The 20,491-nt window shown below is 49.3% G+C and carries 25 protein-coding genes; 9 read left to right on the top strand and 16 right to left on the bottom strand.

The features are described 5' to 3' along the window. The first annotated feature begins 127 nt into the window (after positions 1-127). Entirely contained in the window at positions 128-388 is a 261-nt protein-coding gene (locus ACY2IG_RS08515; RefSeq protein WP_462617718.1) for a hypothetical protein, read from the top strand. 47 nt (positions 389-435) lie between these two features. Here the strand turns inward: ACY2IG_RS08515 and ACY2IG_RS08510 are convergent, their stop codons facing one another. Next, a complete protein-coding gene (locus ACY2IG_RS08510) occupies positions 436-1,620 on the bottom strand; it encodes a hypothetical protein (RefSeq protein WP_462617717.1) in 1,185 nt (394 codons plus the stop codon). A gap of 21 nt (positions 1,621-1,641) precedes the next feature. Further along, positions 1,642-2,238, bottom strand: coding sequence for a DUF1129 family protein (locus ACY2IG_RS08505; RefSeq protein ID WP_462617716.1), 597 nt, complete (start codon positions 2,236-2,238; stop codon positions 1,642-1,644). Between the two features lie 148 nt (positions 2,239-2,386). On the opposite strand from ACY2IG_RS08505, the gene ACY2IG_RS08500 reads away from it, so the two are divergent. Then, complete coding sequence (locus tag ACY2IG_RS08500) at positions 2,387-2,533, top strand: hypothetical protein (protein WP_462617715.1); 147 nt, start codon at positions 2,387-2,389, stop codon at positions 2,531-2,533. A gap of 35 nt (positions 2,534-2,568) precedes the next feature. Here ACY2IG_RS08500 and ACY2IG_RS08495 read toward each other — a convergent pair whose 3' ends face one another. The 4 genes from ACY2IG_RS08495 to ACY2IG_RS08480 are packed head-to-tail and all read right to left on the bottom strand — an operon-like array spanning position 2,569 to position 6,270. Beyond that, positions 2,569-3,360, bottom strand: a complete 792-nt coding sequence (locus tag ACY2IG_RS08495; protein WP_462617714.1) for a protein phosphatase 2C domain-containing protein — start codon at positions 3,358-3,360, stop codon at positions 2,569-2,571. Between the two features lie 18 nt (positions 3,361-3,378). Continuing rightward, entirely contained in the window at positions 3,379-4,299 is a 921-nt protein-coding gene (locus ACY2IG_RS08490; protein WP_462617713.1) for an alpha/beta hydrolase, read from the bottom strand. A gap of 34 nt (positions 4,300-4,333) precedes the next feature. Next, a complete protein-coding gene (locus tag ACY2IG_RS08485; RefSeq protein ID WP_462617712.1) occupies positions 4,334-5,782 on the bottom strand; it encodes a PH domain-containing protein in 1,449 nt (482 codons plus the stop codon). Next, positions 5,779-6,270, bottom strand: coding sequence for a PH domain-containing protein (locus ACY2IG_RS08480; protein WP_056061365.1), 492 nt, complete (start codon positions 6,268-6,270; stop codon positions 5,779-5,781). Before ACY2IG_RS08480 ends, ACY2IG_RS08485 begins: the two co-directional genes overlap by 4 nt. Before the next feature lie 126 nt (positions 6,271-6,396). Here ACY2IG_RS08480 and ACY2IG_RS08475 point away from each other — a divergent pair, with 126 nt between their 5' ends. Further along, the gene (locus tag ACY2IG_RS08475; RefSeq protein ID WP_023468294.1) at positions 6,397-6,852 is read left to right on the top strand and encodes a hypothetical protein; all 456 of its coding nucleotides are present in this window, start codon (positions 6,397-6,399) and stop codon (positions 6,850-6,852) included. 17 nt (positions 6,853-6,869) lie between these two features. Here the strand turns inward: ACY2IG_RS08475 and ACY2IG_RS08470 are convergent, their stop codons facing one another. Further along, entirely contained in the window at positions 6,870-7,301 is a 432-nt protein-coding gene (locus tag ACY2IG_RS08470) for a MarR family winged helix-turn-helix transcriptional regulator (protein WP_023468293.1), read from the bottom strand. Positions 7,302-7,409: 108 nt separating this feature from the next. Here ACY2IG_RS08470 and ACY2IG_RS08465 point away from each other — a divergent pair, with 108 nt between their 5' ends. Then, a complete protein-coding gene (locus ACY2IG_RS08465) occupies positions 7,410-7,832 on the top strand; it encodes an organic hydroperoxide resistance protein (protein WP_023468292.1) in 423 nt (140 codons plus the stop codon). A 347-nt stretch (positions 7,833-8,179) separates the two neighbouring features. On the opposite strand, the gene ACY2IG_RS08460 is transcribed toward ACY2IG_RS08465, so the two are convergent. Continuing rightward, positions 8,180-9,316 (bottom strand): Six-bladed beta-propeller, TolB-like protein, encoded by a 1,137-nt coding sequence (locus ACY2IG_RS08460; protein WP_462617711.1) that lies wholly within the window; start codon positions 9,314-9,316, stop codon positions 8,180-8,182. Between the two features lie 140 nt (positions 9,317-9,456). On the opposite strand from ACY2IG_RS08460, the gene ACY2IG_RS08455 reads away from it, so the two are divergent. The 4 genes from ACY2IG_RS08455 to ACY2IG_RS08440 all read left to right on the top strand — a co-directional run bounded on the left by ACY2IG_RS08455 (position 9,457) and on the right by ACY2IG_RS08440 (position 11,935). Next, positions 9,457-10,533, top strand: coding sequence for a GTP pyrophosphokinase (locus tag ACY2IG_RS08455; RefSeq protein WP_235514003.1), 1,077 nt, complete (start codon positions 9,457-9,459; stop codon positions 10,531-10,533). A 71-nt stretch (positions 10,534-10,604) separates the two neighbouring features. After that, positions 10,605-11,048 carry a MarR family winged helix-turn-helix transcriptional regulator gene (locus ACY2IG_RS08450; RefSeq protein ID WP_035408025.1) on the top strand — a complete coding sequence of 148 codons (444 nt, stop codon included), beginning with the start codon at positions 10,605-10,607 and terminating at the stop codon, positions 11,046-11,048. 72 nt (positions 11,049-11,120) lie between these two features. Continuing rightward, positions 11,121-11,606, top strand: coding sequence for a tetratricopeptide repeat protein (locus ACY2IG_RS08445; protein ID WP_056061357.1), 486 nt, complete (start codon positions 11,121-11,123; stop codon positions 11,604-11,606). Between the two features lie 83 nt (positions 11,607-11,689). Beyond that, positions 11,690-11,935, top strand: a complete 246-nt coding sequence (locus tag ACY2IG_RS08440; RefSeq protein ID WP_035408028.1) for a hypothetical protein — start codon at positions 11,690-11,692, stop codon at positions 11,933-11,935. Between the two features lie 75 nt (positions 11,936-12,010). Here the strand turns inward: ACY2IG_RS08440 and ACY2IG_RS08435 are convergent, their stop codons facing one another. Genes ACY2IG_RS08435 through ACY2IG_RS08415 form a run of 5 tightly spaced genes read right to left on the bottom strand, consistent with a single transcriptional unit; the run spans position 12,011 to position 16,181 of the window. Next, complete coding sequence (locus tag ACY2IG_RS08435) at positions 12,011-12,898, bottom strand: aminoglycoside phosphotransferase family protein (protein ID WP_329470993.1); 888 nt, start codon at positions 12,896-12,898, stop codon at positions 12,011-12,013. A 51-nt stretch (positions 12,899-12,949) separates the two neighbouring features. Beyond that, positions 12,950-13,507, bottom strand: coding sequence for a guanylate kinase (locus ACY2IG_RS08430; RefSeq protein WP_214853717.1), 558 nt, complete (start codon positions 13,505-13,507; stop codon positions 12,950-12,952). A gap of 10 nt (positions 13,508-13,517) precedes the next feature. After that, on the bottom strand, positions 13,518-13,967 hold the full coding sequence (locus tag ACY2IG_RS08425) for a hypothetical protein (RefSeq protein WP_035408033.1): 450 nt from the start codon (positions 13,965-13,967) through the stop codon (positions 13,518-13,520). A gap of 13 nt (positions 13,968-13,980) precedes the next feature. After that, positions 13,981-14,703: a glycerophosphodiester phosphodiesterase gene (locus tag ACY2IG_RS08420; RefSeq protein WP_462617710.1), complete on the bottom strand. Its 723-nt coding sequence runs from the start codon at positions 14,701-14,703 to the stop codon at positions 13,981-13,983. Beyond that, positions 14,703-16,181, bottom strand: coding sequence for a carboxypeptidase M32 (locus tag ACY2IG_RS08415; RefSeq protein ID WP_462617709.1), 1,479 nt, complete (start codon positions 16,179-16,181; stop codon positions 14,703-14,705). Before ACY2IG_RS08415 ends, ACY2IG_RS08420 begins: the two co-directional genes overlap by 1 nt. Positions 16,182-16,336: 155 nt before the next feature. On the opposite strand from ACY2IG_RS08415, the gene ACY2IG_RS08410 reads away from it, so the two are divergent. Next, complete coding sequence (locus ACY2IG_RS08410; RefSeq protein WP_290775070.1) at positions 16,337-16,957, top strand: serine/threonine protein kinase; 621 nt, start codon at positions 16,337-16,339, stop codon at positions 16,955-16,957. 51 nt (positions 16,958-17,008) lie between these two features. Here ACY2IG_RS08410 and ACY2IG_RS08405 read toward each other — a convergent pair whose 3' ends face one another. The 3 genes from ACY2IG_RS08405 to ACY2IG_RS08395 all read right to left on the bottom strand — a co-directional run bounded on the left by ACY2IG_RS08405 (position 17,009) and on the right by ACY2IG_RS08395 (position 20,421). Further along, the gene (locus ACY2IG_RS08405) at positions 17,009-17,950 is read right to left on the bottom strand and encodes a sensor domain-containing diguanylate cyclase (protein ID WP_462618719.1); all 942 of its coding nucleotides are present in this window, start codon (positions 17,948-17,950) and stop codon (positions 17,009-17,011) included. A 404-nt stretch (positions 17,951-18,354) separates the two neighbouring features. Next, the gene (locus tag ACY2IG_RS08400) at positions 18,355-19,050 is read right to left on the bottom strand and encodes a hypothetical protein (protein WP_462617708.1); all 696 of its coding nucleotides are present in this window, start codon (positions 19,048-19,050) and stop codon (positions 18,355-18,357) included. A gap of 78 nt (positions 19,051-19,128) precedes the next feature. Beyond that, positions 19,129-20,421: a methyl-accepting chemotaxis protein gene (locus ACY2IG_RS08395; RefSeq protein WP_462617707.1), complete on the bottom strand. Its 1,293-nt coding sequence runs from the start codon at positions 20,419-20,421 to the stop codon at positions 19,129-19,131. Between the last annotated feature and the right edge of the window lie 70 nt (positions 20,422-20,491).

Below are 20,491 nucleotides of genomic sequence, written 5' to 3'. Positions count from 1 at the left end.
TACTTGCCGTCATCTTGACCACCACGCTCGTTTGCACCGTCCTAGCATACATATCCTATACACCGCTCCGAGATCGGACATCGGATACGATGTATGATTCATTCGGTTCAATATTTTCTTATTCGCCTTGCCGATCATCTTGCTGTCCGGCTTCTTACTCGACTTCCTTATCGGCATGATCATCAACCGGTCATCGACGACATTAGTGTATGTGCCGACAGTCCTCGGTTACGGAGTGTACGGTATCGTGATCGCGAGTCTCCTGATTCTCTTGACGACGAAGGACGCATTTGACCTGCCGCTTTCTTTTACGATCGCTGCTCTGACAGCAATGATCTATTACAGTCTGTCCGTCGTCTTTAATCGATTGTCACAGCACGCGCACTAAAAAAACGAACAGGCACGTCTGCTTACTGGCGGACGTGCCTGTTCGTGTTATTCTGCTTCCGTTCGTTCAATCGTGATGACACCCGGTGGACGATGCGGGAAGGTCAACGTCAGACCGGCAAAGCGACAAATATCATCTTCGTTCGGTGCCCGGTGCACCCACTCGATCGTCTCTTGTCGTGCTAGCGCGTGGCGGATCCGGTTATCGGCTTGTGTACGCGAGATGCCGCGGCAATCGACGTTCGTGATATACGTCGCTTCGTCCGACTCGATCTGTTGCCAAATCCCGAGGATCAGTTGACCAATCGGACTGACGGATAGACCATCCGGTTCTTCACTGCTGACGGCAGCATCGAGCATTTCGATGACAGCGTCACAAGTCTCACCGGAAGCAAGCAATCGCGTCGATCCTTGTTGTAGAATCCGGTAACGCGTCACGCCGTTCTCGAGCCACAAGCGCTGTGCGAATGGATTGACCGGAACACCGTGGAAAAATGTCTGCGTCCCGCGCCAAGCAAAACCAAATGATGGGTCGTACGCCTGAATCGTCGCCATGGCACGATCATGGAACTTAGCAATCGTCTGTCGTTCCGTTTCCAGTAAGTTTCGGATCGCCTCTTCATCCTCTAACGGTACCGACTTTGGTGTCACAGTAAATAATTCCGATTCCGGTAAGCGGTGTGGGGACAAAATCGTTCCGTCGAAACGATAATCGTTCGCCGGACGTCCAGTACGCCCGACGGATAAGCGCCACGTCCGTTCTTCCGGCATGAAGGCATAACTTTGATGGGCAAAAGGTGGTGCGACGAACAGTCCCGGAAACGGATCGAATGTGTCGACTCGCAGGACGTCACCGTCATACCAGCACTCTTCGATCAGACGGACGAGCCGTCCGACGGGTGCATTACGGTCCGTCAGGTAACGACCGGTATTCGCATGAAATCCGAGTAAGAACTCGCGCTCTTCTTCTTGGAACGTCACCATCAAGAGTTGGAACAACGAGGCAATCTGCTGCTCGACGAGTTGCGGATCCTCCCCCGTCTCTGCCTCAAACGCGACCATCTTCCAGCCGGACCGTTCATAGAGATGAATCGTCACCGGGAAGAACAGGAAGGCACCATGTGTCGCTTCGAGTTTGACCATGTCTTGCATCGCTAGGCGTTCCGTCAGTAAGGAAAAGCCCATTCGTTCGAAATGATCTTGCAACCGTCGTTTCCAATGTGTGAACTCCACGCAACCATCCCCTCTCGCGAATTATGCGCCGCGTTTTCGTAACGGATTCTTTGACCAGTAGATGTAGAGACCAACGAGTCCCGCGATGCCGATGAGATAAGACGGCATTCCGCTGACTTGAATCAAGACGTCCGGTGCCGGGAAGACCGTCACGAGCAGTGCCTTATAGGTTGAGAATAAAATGAAACTGATGACGAATTGAATCCACACCCGCGGTTTGACTTGTTTGATCTTAGGTGCCGTGATGACTTGTGACATCGCATCGATCAAGAAAAGAGCGATGATTGAGAAGAATAAGTAATCGATCAGGGCGAATTGGAACAATCCGTCGATCCCTTCGATGAAGATGAACATCAGAATTGAGGAGACATAGTTTCGTGTCCAGCGTTTTTGCGTCTCCATCCGATGTCGTTGTGGTAACTCAGCGATCATCTGATCGAGGCGTGCTTCGACGGATCGACCGTGAATCTCTTCGAATGGACGCTGCTTCCGCTGGGCTTCGTAGATATCTGCCCGCAGACGGTCTTCAATTTCCGTCCGGTCCGGTTCTGAAACGTTCAGATTCAATCGTGGTAAAACGGTTTCTAATAAACGTGTGTTGGCTTTCGTTAATTTCAATCGATTTCCCCCTTTTTCATGTTTAAGTATACTGGGTTTTTGGGAAAAATACGTAGTGGAAGTAAAAGATTGCTTGACGAAACGATGAAAAATGTTCAGAATTATTAAAATATAGTGTCGGAATCAGATAGAAAGGACGTGTCGGATCATGCGCCAAACATTGACGAGCGCCGCTTTGATCACCTTGTTGACCAGTGCGGGCATCGCCTTCCCATTGATTGAAGCCAAAACACCGGTCGACCAAGAACCGATCGAACTTGATCAGCAGCAGGAACAACCAACTGAAATAGAATGACAACACCCCGCGCTCCAAGAGGAACGCGGGGTGTGTTATGTATCGCTTGGTCGCGTGGCGTGTTCCTCAATCGTGACCCTCCACGTGACGACGGTCGTGCTGTCACGAACGCCCTGTGCCTCGATCGTCGAGAGAAGTTCTTTGACACCACCTGATCGTAAAGTTTTCTCGATCTGCAACGCGTCAGCATATGGGGTTCCCGGGCACTCAAGCAAACCATCCGTCGTCACGAACAATTGGTTCTCACCTTGACGCAATTCGCGGATCCCACGCGCGTAACTTGGTACCGGTAAGGCAAACGTATTTGCACGACCGATCCATTCATAGAATTGACGCTGGTTTAAAGCAGCTTGTCCCATGTTCATCAACTCTGGATGAAACAGGTACAAGACGACATCACCAATGGATAACCACCAGATGAAGCGCCCTTTGCGAACGGCAATCAGACAGGCGGTCTCCCCTTGTAACGTTGCGCATGCCGCTATGAAGTCGGGATCTTGAAAGAGATCCAACATGGTCGTCTCAATTCGACTGAACGCTTCAGTGAGTGGGGCATCTAGATCATCTCGAATACGCGACTCATGTTGCGCCAGGTGCTCTAAGACAAGTGCTGCACTATCCGCTGTCTTATGAGCGTCTAAGACGACGGTCATCTCCCAATCGTCGCCGATCAAGATGGCAGCCCCGTCTTCGTTTTTATATTGACCGCTTCTTGAGCAGCCTCCGAATCGACCGAGCGTCACCCGACCAATCTGGTCAATCTGCTTCGTGTCAACGAATGGTTCGTCGGATCCGACCCAGTAGTAGGATGATTGTGTCGTCTGCATGCATCAGTCTTCCCTTCTTTACATCTCCCGCAAGTACGGTTGCAGGAATAAGCGTAATCGTTTTTCGTAGTTGTCCGGGTCCATCGTATACGTCTCGTCATGACCGGCATCGCGAACCGGATACAATTGTTTTAATCCCGTTTTTGCTTGATACAGTTCGTACATCATCCGAACCGGGACGAGATCGTCCTTCAGTCCGTGGATGAACATCGTCGGAACCCGACTCTTCGTTGCTTGGCGCGTCACCGAGACGTCGCCATAAAAGAAATCCTGCTCGCCTTTGTTCCACATGCTCGCGACCGTCAGAGACGGCAGTGCCGGGTAAAGGATTTGTTCATCCGCGAGTAGACTGAACCAGTCGTCGAGTCGGGCGTAAGCTCCTTCAGCAACGATCGCCCGGACTTGTGTAGGTACGGTCTCGCCAGAAGCGAGTAAGACGGTCGATGCGCCGACACCGAGTCCATGATAGACGATCCGTGTATCGTCTCCGTTTTCAGCAAGCAAGCGCTTCGTCCATTCCAAGGCATCCAGTCGATCGAGCCAACCGTAATTCCGGACGCCACCGCTACGATCCTGACCACGCCGTTCGATGAGTAAGACATTAAAATCCGCCTCATGGTAATAGCGGGCAAGTGCATAAACACCGGTCTGTGAAAACATCATCTCATCCGGGACGAGGAGGACTGTCTGTTTGCTACCGTCAACCGGTAGATAACGACCGAAGCGGACGAGCCCGTCCTTCGACCATTGCTGTGTCTCGCTCGTTTGTTTGAACCATGTCTCGTCTTTCGTCACCTGTCCGTCCGTTCTCGTCGTCTTCAGAATCGGAGAAGCGTCCGACTGACCGATCAATGTTTCTTGCATCCGGTATCCATCATAGACGATGAACAGTAGCAGACACGTGACGAGCAACACGATGCCGATTCCCCATTTGCGCATGTGCTTCGCTTCCTTTCCGACAGTGAGTCTTTCCTTATTCGTCGTCGGTTTTCACTTCCCCTGCTAACGGGGTCGAAAGGAACGATTGTTTATACCAGCGCTGTAAGGTATCGATATCCGTTCGTTCAAAATAAAGCGCGTTAAAAGCAGTATTGCCCCGTAGTTGAATCTCAATCCGGGCAATCTCCTTTGCTTCGAGCCAGCGAGAAACGGACCAGGTCAATTCCTCGATTTTCAGTCGTGGCGTATAGACGGTCTCTTTTTGGACCCATTGTTTGCGTAACATCAAGAGATCGTGGCCGGTTCCGAAACGGGTCTTTCGGTAACCGCTGCGCACAGCGAAGTAATAGAACGGTAACCAGATGAACAGAAGCAAGATCAAGAAGCGCCATGAGGAATCAAGGACGATGATGACAACACTGTTTAATGCAGTAAACAACAGCGCATAACCGAGTAACGGCCAACGAACCCGGTAGCGAAAACCGATCGGTGCGACTTCATGCTGCGGACTGAACTGACGAAAGCGCGGCAGATACGTCGCCAGAAACGGATCAATCTCGTTCGTCCGGATGAACGGATGGAGCAACAGTCGCTCCTTCTCTCCGGTCGCCGAGATGATGTGCAAGGACAGACTCGCTCGTCCGATCAAACGCTGAATCCAGCTTTCCTGAATGACGAGGGCTTGAATCTTATCAGCATGAAACGCGACCTCGGTCCGGTTCAACATCCCGTACCCGATCAACAATCGGTTGTGTTGCAAGATGGCACGGTACGAACCGTATTTCAAGATATAGACGATGATCGAGCCGATGTAGATGACGAGTAAGACGAGTACGCCAAGTCCCGTCAAGACGAACAACGATAAATGAGCGAGTTCCGAGAACAGTCGATCGACATAACGTTCAATGAACTGATCGATGAATTGATAAGCGGTCCCGATCCCGACGAGCGCTAGTCCGACGCGTCCCGACAAGGCACCAGCTAATGCCAAATCGCGGACGGGGATCGTATAGGCGACTTCCGCCTGTTGTTCTTCGACGACGAGCTGTCCCTCGTTTTTGATCGACGACTTCAGTTCTTTCGCAAAATCAAGTCGGATCCCCTTCAGTTCGACTTCCGGTGTTCCGCTCTCGGACGATGTCTCGACGGTCAACGTCGCAAGACGCAACAGTCTTTCGATGACGTTTTGCTGAATGCCGATCGACTCGATCCGTTTACGTTGCGTCGTCCGTTCACTTTTTTGGAGAATTCCTTTGCGGACCCGAATCGTCTCGGCATCAATCGTGAACGTATAGAAATACCAGGAGGCGATCCCGTATAAGAGGACGAACACAATCCCGACACTGATCCCGATCCACGTATAGGTGTTGATCTCGCCTTTTCGGATCGCATTTAAAATCAAGGCGGCGAACGGAATCAGGAGCGAGCGGATGATCGAGATACTCGACATCACGATGAACAGCGGGTGGACGCGCCGGGTCATAACGATTCCTCCTCCCGCTCCTCGAGTTTCGCGAATCGTTCGACTTGTGTGCGTAGCGCGTCTCCTTGCGCACGATCGAGTCGAGTTAACGTGACGAAGCCGGATGCCGTTCGAATATCCAGTGTGATCAAATCATAGCGACGCAGGATCGGTCCCGTTTGGCTATCGATCAATTGCACCTTGACAAGCGGCACGGTGACTTCGCGGCGGAAGAAGATGCCGTTGCGGACGACGAGAAATTCCTCATCGATGCGGTAACGCATATACTTCAAGCGAAGAACGGGTATGTAGACGATACGGGGAATGAAATAGATCAGCCAAAGCAGACCGACGATGCCCATCCACCAAGGTGTCAGGTCGAGCCACATGACTTGAGTAATCGTCGTTCCGATCAAGATGACGGCGATTAAGCCATGTAACGGCAACAATCCGAGCCGTTCTGCTCGAATCGATCGTTCTGGCAGCGTATGCCATTGTACAGTAGACATCAAAAAACACTTCCTTTCGTTTCCATTTACGGTTAAAAACGTCGCTTGGTTTCAGACAGCGGTTGACATTTTGTTTGATTTCATCGCATATATAGAAGTGAAGAACTGTAACACCAAGGAGGAACCATGTTAACTTTTGAAGAAAAACTACGAATTATCGAGACCTTCCCACAACTCGTCCGAAAAGATGTCTCGCTGAAGCGCGTCAATTTCCAATTTCCGGACAGTCAGTATGAGAAGAAGAATCTCGTCTATCATTTACATCCGAACGGTAACGGCTTCGTCTATGCCGCTGGTCTACCAGGTTATGAAACGGACGAAAAAGGTTTCGTCAACATCCGTGAATTCTCAGAGCCTGCTTTAATTCTCTTATTAGAAGATGCAATCAAAGCACTCTCAACAGTCCAATCGGTCGAAACACTCGAAGAAACATGGGTCAACGATAACCAGTTCGAATTGACGTTACTCAATGAAGACATCGACACGTGGCTCGTCTACGCCGGTGATCTTTTAGACGGTGCATTCAACTCGTATAAGGAAGCAGCGAATTATCTTGAAGAAGAAGGCTTCCGCCGTAAATAAGACAATGAGCGATCCGGTTAATCCGGGTCGCTCATTTTCATGACGAGACGATTCAGTGCCGCTTTGACGACGCGTAAGTCTTCTTCATCGACGTCGAGTGTTTGGACGAGATCAAGCGGAACGGTCTCTGCTTGTTTCCGTAACGCACGACCGGCATCTGTCAAAAAAATCTGGATGTGTCGTTCGTCTTCCGGCTTACGGACGCGTCGCAACAAATCTGCTGCTTCGAGTTTCTTTAGTAACGGCGTCAACGTACCGGAGTCAAGATGGAGCCGTTCGCCGATGGCTTTAAGAGATTGTCCCTCCTCCTCCCAGACGACGAGCATGACGAGATATTGTGGATACGTCAGACCGAGGGGTTCAAGTAACGGACGATAACGACGCGTGATCTCACGCGAAATCGCATAAAACGGAAAACAGAGTTGTTCATCTAAAGCTAACGGGTTCATAAAAAATTCCTCCTATCGTGAGCAAACGAGTTGCATTTCGATTTAAATTGTATACAATCTAATTGTAAGCTACTTATTTGAATCTAACAACGAAAGGGAGTTACACACATGAAACCAATGTTCACATCATCTGCAACAGCTGTCGGAGGTCGCGACGGACGCGTCGTATCGGAGGACGGAATCCTTGACGTCGCCCTCGCAATGCCAGTACCAGGATCGAAAAAACAAGCAACGAACCCAGAACAACTCTTTGCTGCAGGATATTCTGCTTGCTTCGACTCTGCCTTGAACATGGTCGCTCGCAAACAAGGGATCAAACACGATGGCAGTGAAGTCACAGCACACGTGACATTAAACGAAGCAGCTGACGGATTCATGCTTTCCGTCGAACTCGATGTTCTCGTCCGTGGGATCTCGGAAGAAGCGGCGGCTGAACTTGCGAAAGTCGCGCATACGGTCTGCCCTTACTCACGTGCAACTGCTGGAAACATTCAAGTTGACGTCTACACACGTACGACTGACGCAGAATAAGTGTAGCATCTCTAGCCAGCCTGAGGTTTACTCTCGGCTGGTTTTTTTGTTTTTTATATAAATTATGGTATCTGAAATAATTATATGTTCATACAGACGGGACTGATTCAAAAGTCAGTTTTTACAAAGATAAGGTTGGCAGATCATCATTCTGCCAACCTTATCTCGTAACAAAAAGAATGACGCGTCACACGCTACTCCTACAGAAAAAGCGCATCTTTGCGCTGTCAGAGACAAACAAGACCCGCTTTCCTGCTTGAATAAGGCAGGAAAGCGGGTCTTGTGTCTCGCCTGAGGAAAGGGCGTGAAAAGACGCGTCATTCTTTTTTTGAGTCAGTCCCACCTTTTTATAGTTGATGGACTGATAAGATGACAAGTTCCCCGGACACAGTGACATAATAGGCATCTTCGAAGCGATAGCGTTCATTATGTTCTGCGTCATAGACGGTGACCATTGGTTCCGCGTTGTCTCCAACCGCTTCGTGTAGATAGAAACGTCCGCGTAAGACACGTTCGAACGGTTCTTTATCAAGGAATCGGGCACCGTTGCGTAAGTTGATTACTTCATGATGGTGCTCGGAACGGTCATTAACGATGAAGATCGTCGACTCAACGTCATCGTATGTGAAGTCAAGCGGTTCATAGTCACTCCACTGGATCCGGGCGACCTCTTCGACACTCGCTTCCGTATCAATCCGGTAAAAGATTTCTTCGTTCAGACGATCGGTATAGGCACTGAAGATGAGATGTCCTTCTTGTTCCCCGAGATACTGGACGGTATCCCCTTCCCCATCTAATTTCAGTAGTGTCGCAAATGATAAATGTTCGACACCTTGTTCAATCTCCTCAATCAAGGTCGACAGTGGTGCGATCAACAGACTTTCGGAGTGATCAATCGGATCTTCTGGTGAGATGACACCACTTTCAAGGGCATCATAGAACGAGAACTCATCGAGCCGAGCGTTACAGACGATGTACTCCTTCTCTTCGAGCGTGACGAGAAAGAAATAGAGTTCCCGGTAATTCTCCGTCATCCCGTAGAGCCGTGGATCGCGAATCGTCTGCCGTGATTCGTCCTTGACGTCATATAGAAACGCGGACGTCGTATCCGTCGTCTGCAAGAATACGAGATAGTTCTCATTGAGCACCCAGTAGAGCGTCAAATCCCCTTCCACGTAAAACGATGCAATCTGCTCGCGTTTCCCGGACAAGAGATCGAGGACGAGCACTTCCGTCTCACCGCCTTGCTCTTGCGTATGTTCATTCAGACAATAGACCTTTCCATGACGAACAAACGGACGGGTCGGTCCGTGATCCGTCAAAGCCTGCTGCGTCAGATCGACTTGTTCTTGATCTTCAAGATCATACCGACTGATGTGGTAACGGGCGTCATCGAGGCGACGTCGAAAATAGATCGACGACGGTGTAACATGCAAGACATCCATATGATCGGCAGGTAAAGCACGGGCATCCACTATTTCCATTTTCAATCTCCTCCTGAACACATACTACTTGTCTTTTTCCCACGAATCGTACTGCTTCAAACAGGGTCTTCTTGTGCGTTTAGTGAAGCAGAGTGCTACAATATGGCTAGATGACTACAGGATGAGGAAGGTGCGAAACGGTGCAATCACAAGATTTAAATACGATGATGCTCGAATACGTCAATGATAAGGAAGAATATGATGCCTATGCCGACAAGTTGAAGATGCTTCTGTCCGAGCTGTTAGACGCAGCGGGTATCAAGTACCACTCAATCGTCGCCCGGACGAAAGACTCCGAGAGTCTGTATCAAAAGGTCTTACGGCAACCGAATAAATACCGTTCGCTCAAGGACGTCCATGACTTGACCGGGATCCGGATCGTCACTTATTTCCATGACGACGTTCGGGAAGCGGCGCGAATCATCGAGAATGAGTTCGCAATCGATCGCGATCAATCGGTCGATAAGTCGACCTTGCTTGATACGACGGAATTTGGTTACCTCTCGGTCCACTTCGTCGCGTCACTCAGTGAACAGCGGCTTGCCTTGAGCGAGTATGGACGTTTCAAGGACTATACGGCAGAGATTCAGATCCGCTCGATCCTCCAACATGCGTGGGCCGAGATCGAGCATGATCTCGGATATAAAAATCCGAACAGCGTCCCAGCAGAAGTCCGGCGCAGCTTCAGTCGAGTGGCAGGACTTCTAGAGATCGCCGATCAGGAGTTCGTCAACATCAAGAAGCAATTGAAACAATTCGAAGATGAGACGGTCCAACAAATCTTGTCTGATCCACATCAAGTCCGGATCACAGCAGATAACTTGAACTATTTCATCGATCATTCCCCCGTCATCAGCGAACTCGACAAACGTCTCGTCACGTCACAGATGATGCTCGATTCCGATCAACAACTGATCAACGAACTGATTCGGATGTTCCATTACGTCGATATCCGAACGTACGGTGAACTGATTGAAGCGGTCTCGACACATAGTCCGCTCGCCTTACGTTGTGCAAAGGTCATGCCGAACCCATTCTTGCCTCGTCAAGGAATCGGGATCGCCTATATCTGTATGGCATTGACGATCGCTGGCGAAGATACGCACCGCATTGACTACTTCTTCCGCCGTTTCTATCCGGAGTTACGTAACGTCGAAGAAATCGTCGCTCAAGTCGCCCGTGTCGTCGAGTCAGATGATTCAAGAGAAAAATATTGATTAAACTAAAATTTTTCACTATACTAAATCACGAGTGAAAGAAACTACGGTATAGAAAGAGTGAAGGATACATGGCAACTACACTAGAAGTAGCACTACGCGATCAGTTGATCGTTGATACGGAAAAAGGATTACGGATGAACTACCGCGCGATCAAAAAGGACGTGCGTAGCATGTTTACGACTTACTTGACACGTAACGAGTTCTTCATCTTAAAATCACTTTGTGCGAACAGTCCACAAATTGCTTCAGCGCTCTCACAAGAGTTCCAGTTTTCAGCAAGCATGATTACGGCTCTGGCAGACGAATTGACGAAAAAAGAGTTGATCTCACGTGAGCGGAGCGAGCTCGATCGTCGCGTCGTCGAACTGCGGGCAACACCGAAAGGCATTGAGCTTTACGAAAAACTCGAGTCGATGAAGATGGATTACCTTGCAGACGTCTTTGAGGACTTCTCGGATCAGGAACTGGAGTTGTTCCGTTCGCTCTTAACGAAGCTTGAAAAAACAGTCTAAGCTGTTCGATGGAACGGATCCGGTCAAAAGCGATCGGATCCGTTTTTTAGTAATCGATTAGGAGGAAACACGATGTTTGATTTCGAATCAGTCCAACACTTACGAAAGACAGGGCAGTATGAAGCAGCAAAGGAACTCGTCCGTCAGTATGTCGAAACAGCCCCTAACGATCCGACGGTCCTCTATCAGATGGCCTGGTGTCATGATAGTCTTGGTGAGGAACAGGCTGCTGTCCCCTACTATGAACAAGCACTTGCGCTCGGTCTTGCTGGTGAGGACCGCTTGCAAGCTTATATCGGGCTCGGCAGTACATACCGCGTCATCGGTCAGTTCAAAGAAGCATCAAGCGTTTTCCGAAGCGCGTTGCTTGAATTTCCAGACGCCCACGCCTTACAAGCATTCCTCGCGATGACGGAGTACAACCTTGGTCAAGTCAATCAGGCTGTCGGTCGGTTACTCAAGAGTCTTGCTGCGACGTCGTCGGACGCCTCGATTCAGACATTTAACCGGGCACTTCGTTATTATGCCGATCATTTGGACGAGATCGACACGGAATAAAGCAACAGTTGACGATGGATTGGTTCGCACAGCATAATGTAACAGCCAAGCGGACTCGCTTTTGGCAGGAAAGGAAGTTAATGATGTCATCAAAAAAAGTATGGACAGTAGAGGGTTATGAAGAACAAGGGCAAGAAAAACACGGCAAGGCAAGTAAGTCAGAAACATATACGACTGAAGCGGATGCTAAGAAAGCCGCTAAGAAGATGGCGGATCAAAACGATCATCTCGACGTCTACGTGATTTATACGAATACGGTAAACGGTAAAACAGAAGAACGGTTCTTCAATTCGAACGGCAAGTATAGTGAAGAAGGATTCGAATGGTAATCTCCCTTTTCATTTAAAGGTCCACTCAAAAAATAATGGATTCGTTTCTCTTCAAGTGAGAGACGAATCCATTTTTTAGTCATGGCTTTGCCTCTCATACCAAAGCGGTATTTCACACTGAAACCCATCGTGGTCTCGGATGATCCGCTGAACACGTCGTTGCATTGCCTCCAATCCGTCTACATCGAACCGTTTTGCCCAGACGAGAGACGAGAAGACGACCATCGCCATATAGAGGCTGTAGATTTGCCAAAAGTTAGAAGGTACTTCGTTCTCAAAGTATCCATCGATCATGTGACGGGCAAAGACGGGACTCGTCTCGACTTGAAACAACCCACATTTGACGAAGTCATGCCACGGATCGCCGTAATCATGATTCCCGTAATCGAGGAAGGCACAGAGATGTCCATTCTCAACAAGAAGATTATCAAGATGGACATCGTCATGTTGCAGTTGATTCGGACGCTCAGCTAAAAGGGAGAGCTTCAAAAGAATGAACCGATCGAGTCGCTCGATCCACTCTGGCTCAAGCAACCCATCAACCGCTGCGCGATAGCGGTCATGTTTCGCCTGACAACGTTCCTTCCATGCCGCCGTCCCGCTCGGTGCTATCACGTCATGAATGCTTCTCAACGCTCGCCCTGCCTCCTGACCGAGTCGAGGAGCTAATTCCGGTGACTCGAGAAGCACGCTTCGGACGGTTCGTCCGGATAAGTATGGATAAATGCCGTACGCGGTCGTCGCAGTCCGTCCGGTCGCTAGCGGTAAGGCGTGAGAAATTCCCTTTTGTTCTGGGATCATTAAAGCCGCCTCACGTTCAAACTGACGACTTAATGGGTCCGTCACGACCTTGACGATGTAGTGTGCTGTTGCCGTCTTGACGGACCAGACGGCTTGGTGCGAGCGTCCGGTAAGCCGTCTAACGCTATCGATCTCAGTCAGTAATGGATGATCTGGTAGCATGAAGACTCCTTTCTGAAGACAAAAAGAGGACGCTTACTTGCGTCCTCTTCGTCATGCCTGTGGGATATAGCTGGCAATGATCTCAAGCAGATCGGCATACGCCGTTTCGAAATCGATGTTTTCGATCATATAATCGTAGTGATCGCGGTCTTTCCACGCTTCCTCGTAATCGACGAGTCGCGCTTCGAACTCCGGTGTATCACCGCGCATCAACAATCGCTCCTTCATCAAATCGGGTGGGACCGAGACGAAGATCGTGATGACTTGATCACCAAACAGACGTTTAAAGTTTGCTGCTCCTTTTGGATCGATGTCCTTGATAACAATTTGATCCTGCTCGAGGACATCGACATACGCTTGCCGTGGTGTTCCGTACCACGCGCGGTGAACATGGGCGTATTCGATGAACCCGTCCTCTTGGATCAGTTGCTGGAACGTCTTGACGTCGACGAAGTGATAGCTTGCTCCATCAATTTCCGTCGGACGTTTCGGTCGTGTCGTCACGGACGGGATGAACCGGACGTGTGCGTATTCCGTCCGCAGACGTTTGATTAGGGAAGACTTTCCGCTGCCCGATCCACCAATCAAGAGAATGATTTTACCTGACATCGTTTTCCCCCTATTGTTGTGTCGTGAAATAACCTGTAAAGCGGAGCGCGAACTGTTCTAGTTCACTATCAACGACCGTCCCGTATATTGGTCGGATGACGATCAAGTAGCGTTCATACGAGATGATCCGGGACGTCTCATTACGTGTCATCTGGACTTGAGCTTCCGGGTAACTCTCAACATAGTACCAATCGACCGCAATCCGTTCATCGGATGGGGTCTCATAGATCCAAGTCACCGTCGTTCCATTAGCAGGAAGGGTGCTTTTCAAGGTGAAGCGCTGAATCTGCTTCAATTCACGTTTCGCTGATGCAAGTCCTGCCTCATAATCCGCAGGGCGCATCGGTGTCGTCGTCACTTGTTTCGGTTTTGGTTCCGGCAAGCGGGCAAAGCCGAGCTGGAGACCGACGAATAAAGCGACGAGCGACAAACTGATGACGAATACGTATTCCTTGCGCATCCCTTCCTCCTCCTCATCCTTCGAGTGTGTCGCGCATTCCTTTTGGATCATTGACGATGACGGCGTCAACACCGATCGTTTGCATCTGACGGACATCGTCGATCGTCTTCGGGGTATAGACCCGAACCGTGACGTCTTTTGCGTGAGCGAACGCGACATCCGCCTCAGTCACGCGTCGGTAATCGGGATGAATCCCTGTCGCACCGATCCGGAGGGCTTGTTCTTCCGGATGATAGATCGGATACGGATACAGAATCGCCGTCTCGACGCTCGGGTCAAGCTTGTGAATCAGAGCAACCGAATAATGGTTGAACGAACTGAACAACAACCGATCCGTCGAAATGCCGTGCGCCGCGCAACGCTCGAGGACATACGCTTCAATGCCATCATAGCGAATCGTATCCGTCTTCAGCTCGATGTTGAGCCGCAGTGTCGCTGGTGCGAGGATTGCTAGTACTTCGTCAAGCGTCGGAATCTTCGTCTTGATCGCTTCCCCTTTGAAACGTGCTCCGGCATCGAGTGCTTGCAGTTCAGCGACCGTCATGTCGATCACACGCCCTGTCCCGTTCGTCGTCCGGTTGACAGTCTCGTCATGAATGATGACACCAACACCATCCTTTGAGAAATGGACATCGAACTCGACACCATCGACGTCGTCTTCGATTGCAGCGGCGATTGCTTCAAGCGTGTTCTCAGGAAAACGGTCACTGACACCGCGGTGTGCAAACCATAACATCAGAGTGCCTCGACGACACGCGTGTATTTCTTCGTCAAGTAGTTGACGAGGGGTGCGACCGAGATCGATTGACCCGTTGCTGCTTCGATCAGTTCAGCCGGTGTCTTCGATTTCCCGTGACGGTGAATGTTTTCTTTCAGCCAGCTTTTGATCGGTGCGAGTGTACCAGCTGCAATCAGACCATCGACGTTTTCGACGTCACGACGAAGCGCTTCGTTCAATTGTGCTGCATAGACGAGACCAAGCGCGTAACTTGGGAAGTAACCAAACGAGCCTCCTGACCAGTGGACGTCTTGTAAGACCCCTTTATCGTCATTCGGGACATCGACGCCGAGATACTCTTTATAGAGACGGTTCCATTCTTGCGGGAGATCCTTCACTTCGAGTTCTTTCGTCATCAGGCGCTTTTCAAGCTCATACCGAATGATGATATGAAGGGCATATGTCAATTCATCGGCTTCGATCCGAATGAGTGACGGCTTGACTTCGTTGACCGCTGCATAGAAGCGTTCGAACGGGACATCAGCAAGCGACGGGATTGCTTGTTGTAGACCATGATAACGTGCTGATAAGAAGCCTTGATTACGTCCGATGAAATTCTCGAAGAACAGTGATTGTGATTCGTGGATCCCCATCGAAGCACCTTCACCGAGACCGAGAGAATCGAGTTCCGGTTCGATACCTTGCTCATACGTCGCGTGTCCGGCTTCATGCATCGTGCCGAAGACGGAGTTCCGGTAGTCGTTCTCATCATATTTCGTCGTGATCCGCGCATCCTTCCGGTTGATCGTCGTTTGGAACGGGTGAACCGTCTCATCCAATCGACCGGACGTGAAGTCATAACCGATATCACGGAGCCATTCTTGATTCAAGGCGATCTGTGTCTCGCGGTCCGCTGACCAATCAAGCGTCGGGAAATTTTTTCCTTCGAGCTGACTGAGCAAACCAATGATTGCTTGACGGAGTTCCGCAAACAATGGATCGAGTGTTGCGACCGTCATCCCTGGCTCATAGTCATGCAGGAGTGCGTCATACGGGTGCGCGTCATAACCCCAATACTCAACAAACTGGCGTTCCATCGCGACGATTTTCTCGAGATATGGTTCAAACATCGACCAATCATTCGCGTCCTTCGCCTTTTCCCAGACACTCTCGGCTTCCGAAATCAACGTGATGAACGTTTGATACTCGGCTTCTGGAATCTTCGAGTCGCGATCGAATGCTTCTTTTGCTTTCGCGAACGAGATCGCTTCGATGCCCGTCAGCGTCTCTTGCTCCATCGCTGCCAGTAATTGTTGGTACGTTTTTCCTGTCCGGCGACGGAAGCTCTCTGTTGAGAGGAATCCGATTGAAGCGGAACGGTTCGCTGCACCTTGATCCGGCATGTATGTCCGCATATCCCAGTATAGTAATGCGACGGCTTCTTCGTATGCGCGAAGACCATCAAAATGGTCGCGCCATTGTTGTGTCGTTGACATGATTAGAGACCCCCTTGAAGTATGTAACAGTATAGCATTTTTAGCATATCACAAAATGTTCAAAACTTTCACACACGAATGATTTTTGAAACTTTTCCCGTCAGATGAGCGTATAATGAACATACGATCAAGCAGAGCGAAAGGAAGTGGCAACAGTGAAGACAGACGCTGAGTTAGCCGATTTGATTCAGTTGAAAGAAACGGGACCGGTTTGTACGATCGAACATCTCCCAAAAGAGCTCGACTGGATCGGCACCGGTCGTAGCGCCTATGTATTCCGGGTTCGTGGCACCGACCGCGTCATCAAGAAGTTCTATCCGTCATTTCGTCCTCTCGCTGAGTTAGAAGGCGGCATTTATGAACAACTGACGACGTTTTCGACGTATGCGAGGATGTTCGAATATGGATCCGATTACCTTGTGCTCGAATACATCGAGGGACAAACGTTATTCGAATGCCTCGTCAGCGGGACCTATATTCCAGAATCCGTTTTAACGACAGTCGATGCAGCGCTAGCAGAGGCACGCGCCGTAGGTCTTAATCCATCAGATATTCATCTACGCAATATTTTGTTAACGGCAAATGGAACACGGATCATCGATGTCGCAAGGTTCCGTCAAACCGAACCGTGTACACAATGGGATGATTTGAAGAAAGCCTACCAGTATGTCTATGCAAAACCGTTCTTCCCGAAAAAACTGAGCGAGACGTTCCTCAATACGATCGCTGATGTCTATAAGGGACGCTTGTTCGAATCGATTCGAAAGACCGGTTAATTGAAAACGCGATGCTCCTCCTTGTGAGGAAACATCGCGTTTTTTCGTTGATTATTGGACGCGATGTGAGACAGCATCCGCAAAACGAAACGTATTCTTACCGTCTCCTTTTGCGGCATATAACGCACGGTCTGCTTGTTGAATGATCGTTTTTAGCTTAACGGTTTCATCATCAAACAGCACGATCCCGATGCTGGTCGAGACAGCGTATGGCGTCTGCCATGTTCCAAGTTTCTGAAGGAGCTGCTGCGCAATTCGTTCGTACTCCTTTTTCGTCTTCTGATGGGTGAAACGAATCAAGAACTCGTCTCCCCCGATCCGGACAGAAAACGCGTCTTCATAAGAACGTGTACTATCCTGTAGTCGTTTCGCGACGTCGATCAAGACTTTGTCGCCGGTCTCATGCCCATACACGTCATTCACTTGCTTGAATCCGTCGAGATCAAGATAAAACAGCGCACCGGAATGTTGCTGTTCCGTTTCCCACTGTCTCGTCAAATAACGTCGGTTATACAATTGTGTTAGCGTGTCCTTCCAAGCAAACTGTTCGAGCTCAAGGTAATACGAAAACAGTTTCGCGATCCGTTGGAGAAATTGAATGCTCTTCTCTTCGAATTGACTTGCTTCATCATGGACAGCGCACAACGTACCAAAGGTTTGACCATTCGTTAAACTGATTGGAATCCCGAGATAGGACTCGATCTGTAACGCTTTTAATGCGTCCTGCATATCTTCTAAGCGCTCGTCATCGCTAATGGACTCATACCAGATGGGTTCGTTCTGTTCGAAATTGATGTGACGACAAAGTGTCTTTTCCATCTCAAACACTTGTCCTGCTCGAATCTCGATTCGTTGATGATCATTTGAGAGTCGTAAAATCATCTGTTGGTTTTCTTCGATCGTCGTTAAATATAACAATTGATCAGGTAGAATCTCTTTCGCTAATTCCAATACATCATCTGCCAGTTCGTTAAAATTCCGATACAGTGTCATTTCTTGCAACGTATCACACCTCATTCGTTATTCGTTCTTTTTAGATCATATGTTTCACGAAGCAGCCCATCGATTGCACAATCCTTATATTTTCCAGTCGCATTGCGAATCATCACCCATACACTCCTTCTTGAATCATACCGACCTTCTGCATGATTCCTCCTGGAGCTTTATCGATATTATGGGCGACTGAAACCTTATAAAGGAGCATTTCTTGAAAACCAAAGACAAGGACTGCAGCTAATGCCTCGCTACCATTTCCATTGTTCCACAATCCGTTCTAAACATCGCTTCCGTATCAGCCAGTCGGATTTTTCGTAATAAGAGCATTTTAGTATGTAACGCCGTACTCTCTTGAAACTAGCTCATTCTATTTTTCTTACTATAAGGTATTTGAAATAAAATCATTTTGAATAAACAAGTCGAAAGACGATCATGCTTGCGACAGCTAATAGACGTATATTCGTCTCACAATCAAAGTCAAGTTGCGCCCCGTGTCGAGAACCCGTCGCAATGCAGTCCCCGTTTTGATAAACGCCGATCTTTCTCGTGACTGTCGAGGAACGAATTTGATACTCCTGACCGGCATACGAGACGAGTAAGACTTCTTGTAGTCGCAATTGCTGACGAAGTGCCGGATCGGTACGGATTGTACCGACGTCACGTCCATCTTTACGAATCACGAAATGTGTCGTATTGCGAAGCCATTCCGTTCTCGTTTCTTTAATTTGAAGACGGGTTCCTTCTCCGTCGAACGTTACATCGAGGAAAAACGATTCAAACTTCTTGAAGCGCACAAGGATCGCCTGCCACCAAGTGGCATAACGTCGTGAGAACGTCAGCCATTGTTCATGCGCGAGAAAAACCGTATTCGTCTTTTGGGTCGCCCGGTCCGCTAAGCGAACGGACACCCCTGCCTCTCGTCCACGATAACGCAAATCACGCCGGATTTGCCACCATTCAACTCCACCGATCAAGAAAGCGACGCCCGTTAAACCAAGTAATCCATACAACTCACGTGGAGCAAGTTCTCCTGTCGTCAGGTAATGTCCGATCAAAGCGAAAAAGCATAAAACAATCAATAATAGACTCTGCACCATAAACCTTCCACACCTCCAACTTTATTTTTCCATAAAACGTCAAAAAAGTCCTCCTTTCACATGGAAAGGAGGACTAAATCAGAGGGTCGCGGCGACTTCTTGTAAATCATCCGCTGTCTCAGCAATCGCTTCTGCAATCTTACGCATGCCTTCGATCGTGCCGGCGACATCCTTCGTATCAGTCGATAGTTCATGAATTTGCCGCGAGACATTGTCGGTCTGTTCCGAAATCCGTGAAAAGGCACGGACGACTTGTTGCATCTCTGTCGTCGTCCGGACGACCGCTGTCTCCGTCATTCCCATCCGCTCTGAGACGACGAGCATCTTTTGCGTAATCTCTTGGGCGATCCGCGACGTCTCTGTTGCCGACTGTTTACTCTCTTCGGCAAGCTTCCGAATTTCTTGCGCAACGACGGTGAACCCGCGTCCCATCTCCCCGGCACGTGCCGCTTCGATTGAGGCGTTCAAACTGAGTAGATTCGTCTGATCAGAAATCGTCGTCACCATCCCAGCGATCCGTTCGATTTCCTGCGACAGACGGGACAGTTCAGCGACTTGTTCGGTCGTCCGTGATAAATCTTCAACGACATGCTCAAAGCGCCGTGTCTCTTCTTCAACCAGGACGACACCCGCTTCTGCTTCACTGACCGCTTCCGTCAACTGGATCGAAATCGCGTTTGTCGTCGTTGAGACGTGTTTAGCGTGCCGTTCAATCTCTTGAAAGTTTGCTGACGACTCCTCACTCATCGCAGCGAGTTCCTCGGTCGATTTTTGAACGCCATCCCCGACGTGTTGTTTTGCTGTCGCGATCGCTTGGCGTTCTTCATCGATTTGATCCTCATACATCGTCATGACAATCTGTTGTTCGAGGTTGAATAGTTTTCCCGCTGCCCGCATGATTCGGACACGCTCTGCTTCCGGCCAAGCACTGTCGTCAATCTTCTCGCTGAGAACGTTCCAGACTTTCTGGAAGGCAGCGATGTACCATTTATTGTGCAAACCGATCCGAACATGCCGTTCAGCAATCCGGCGCCGGGCTTCGATGTAGTCCATTGTCACCTGACCATCGAACATTTGTAAGATGTGCCGAGCGAGGGTGCCTTTCAACCGTTCGAGTGTCGAATGTTTTTCAATTAACTGACGGAGAGACGGAACCCGGACTAACTCCTCGTAGAACGCATCGACCATGCTCGGCATCCAACGGGAAACATCCTCGCGGATGACTCGTGCAATTTGTAAATCGATGGCGTGTAGACCGATTAGACGTAATTGTTCATGTAAAGATGCTGGAACATTCAATATGACATGCGTGCGTTCGACTTCAATGAGCGCGTCAAAGGAAGGTGAAGGTGATTTCTTAAACCAATTCATATATTCATCTCCTTGTTTTTAATTTCACTTCACCTCTTATATCGTCACCGTTGATTGACCTTTAAAGGGA

It is taken from the genome of Exiguobacterium sp. EF_C8, assembly GCF_054956715.1.
The sequence above is the reverse complement of the archived record's forward strand: the minus strand, read 5'-3'. Positions and strand labels throughout refer to the sequence as shown.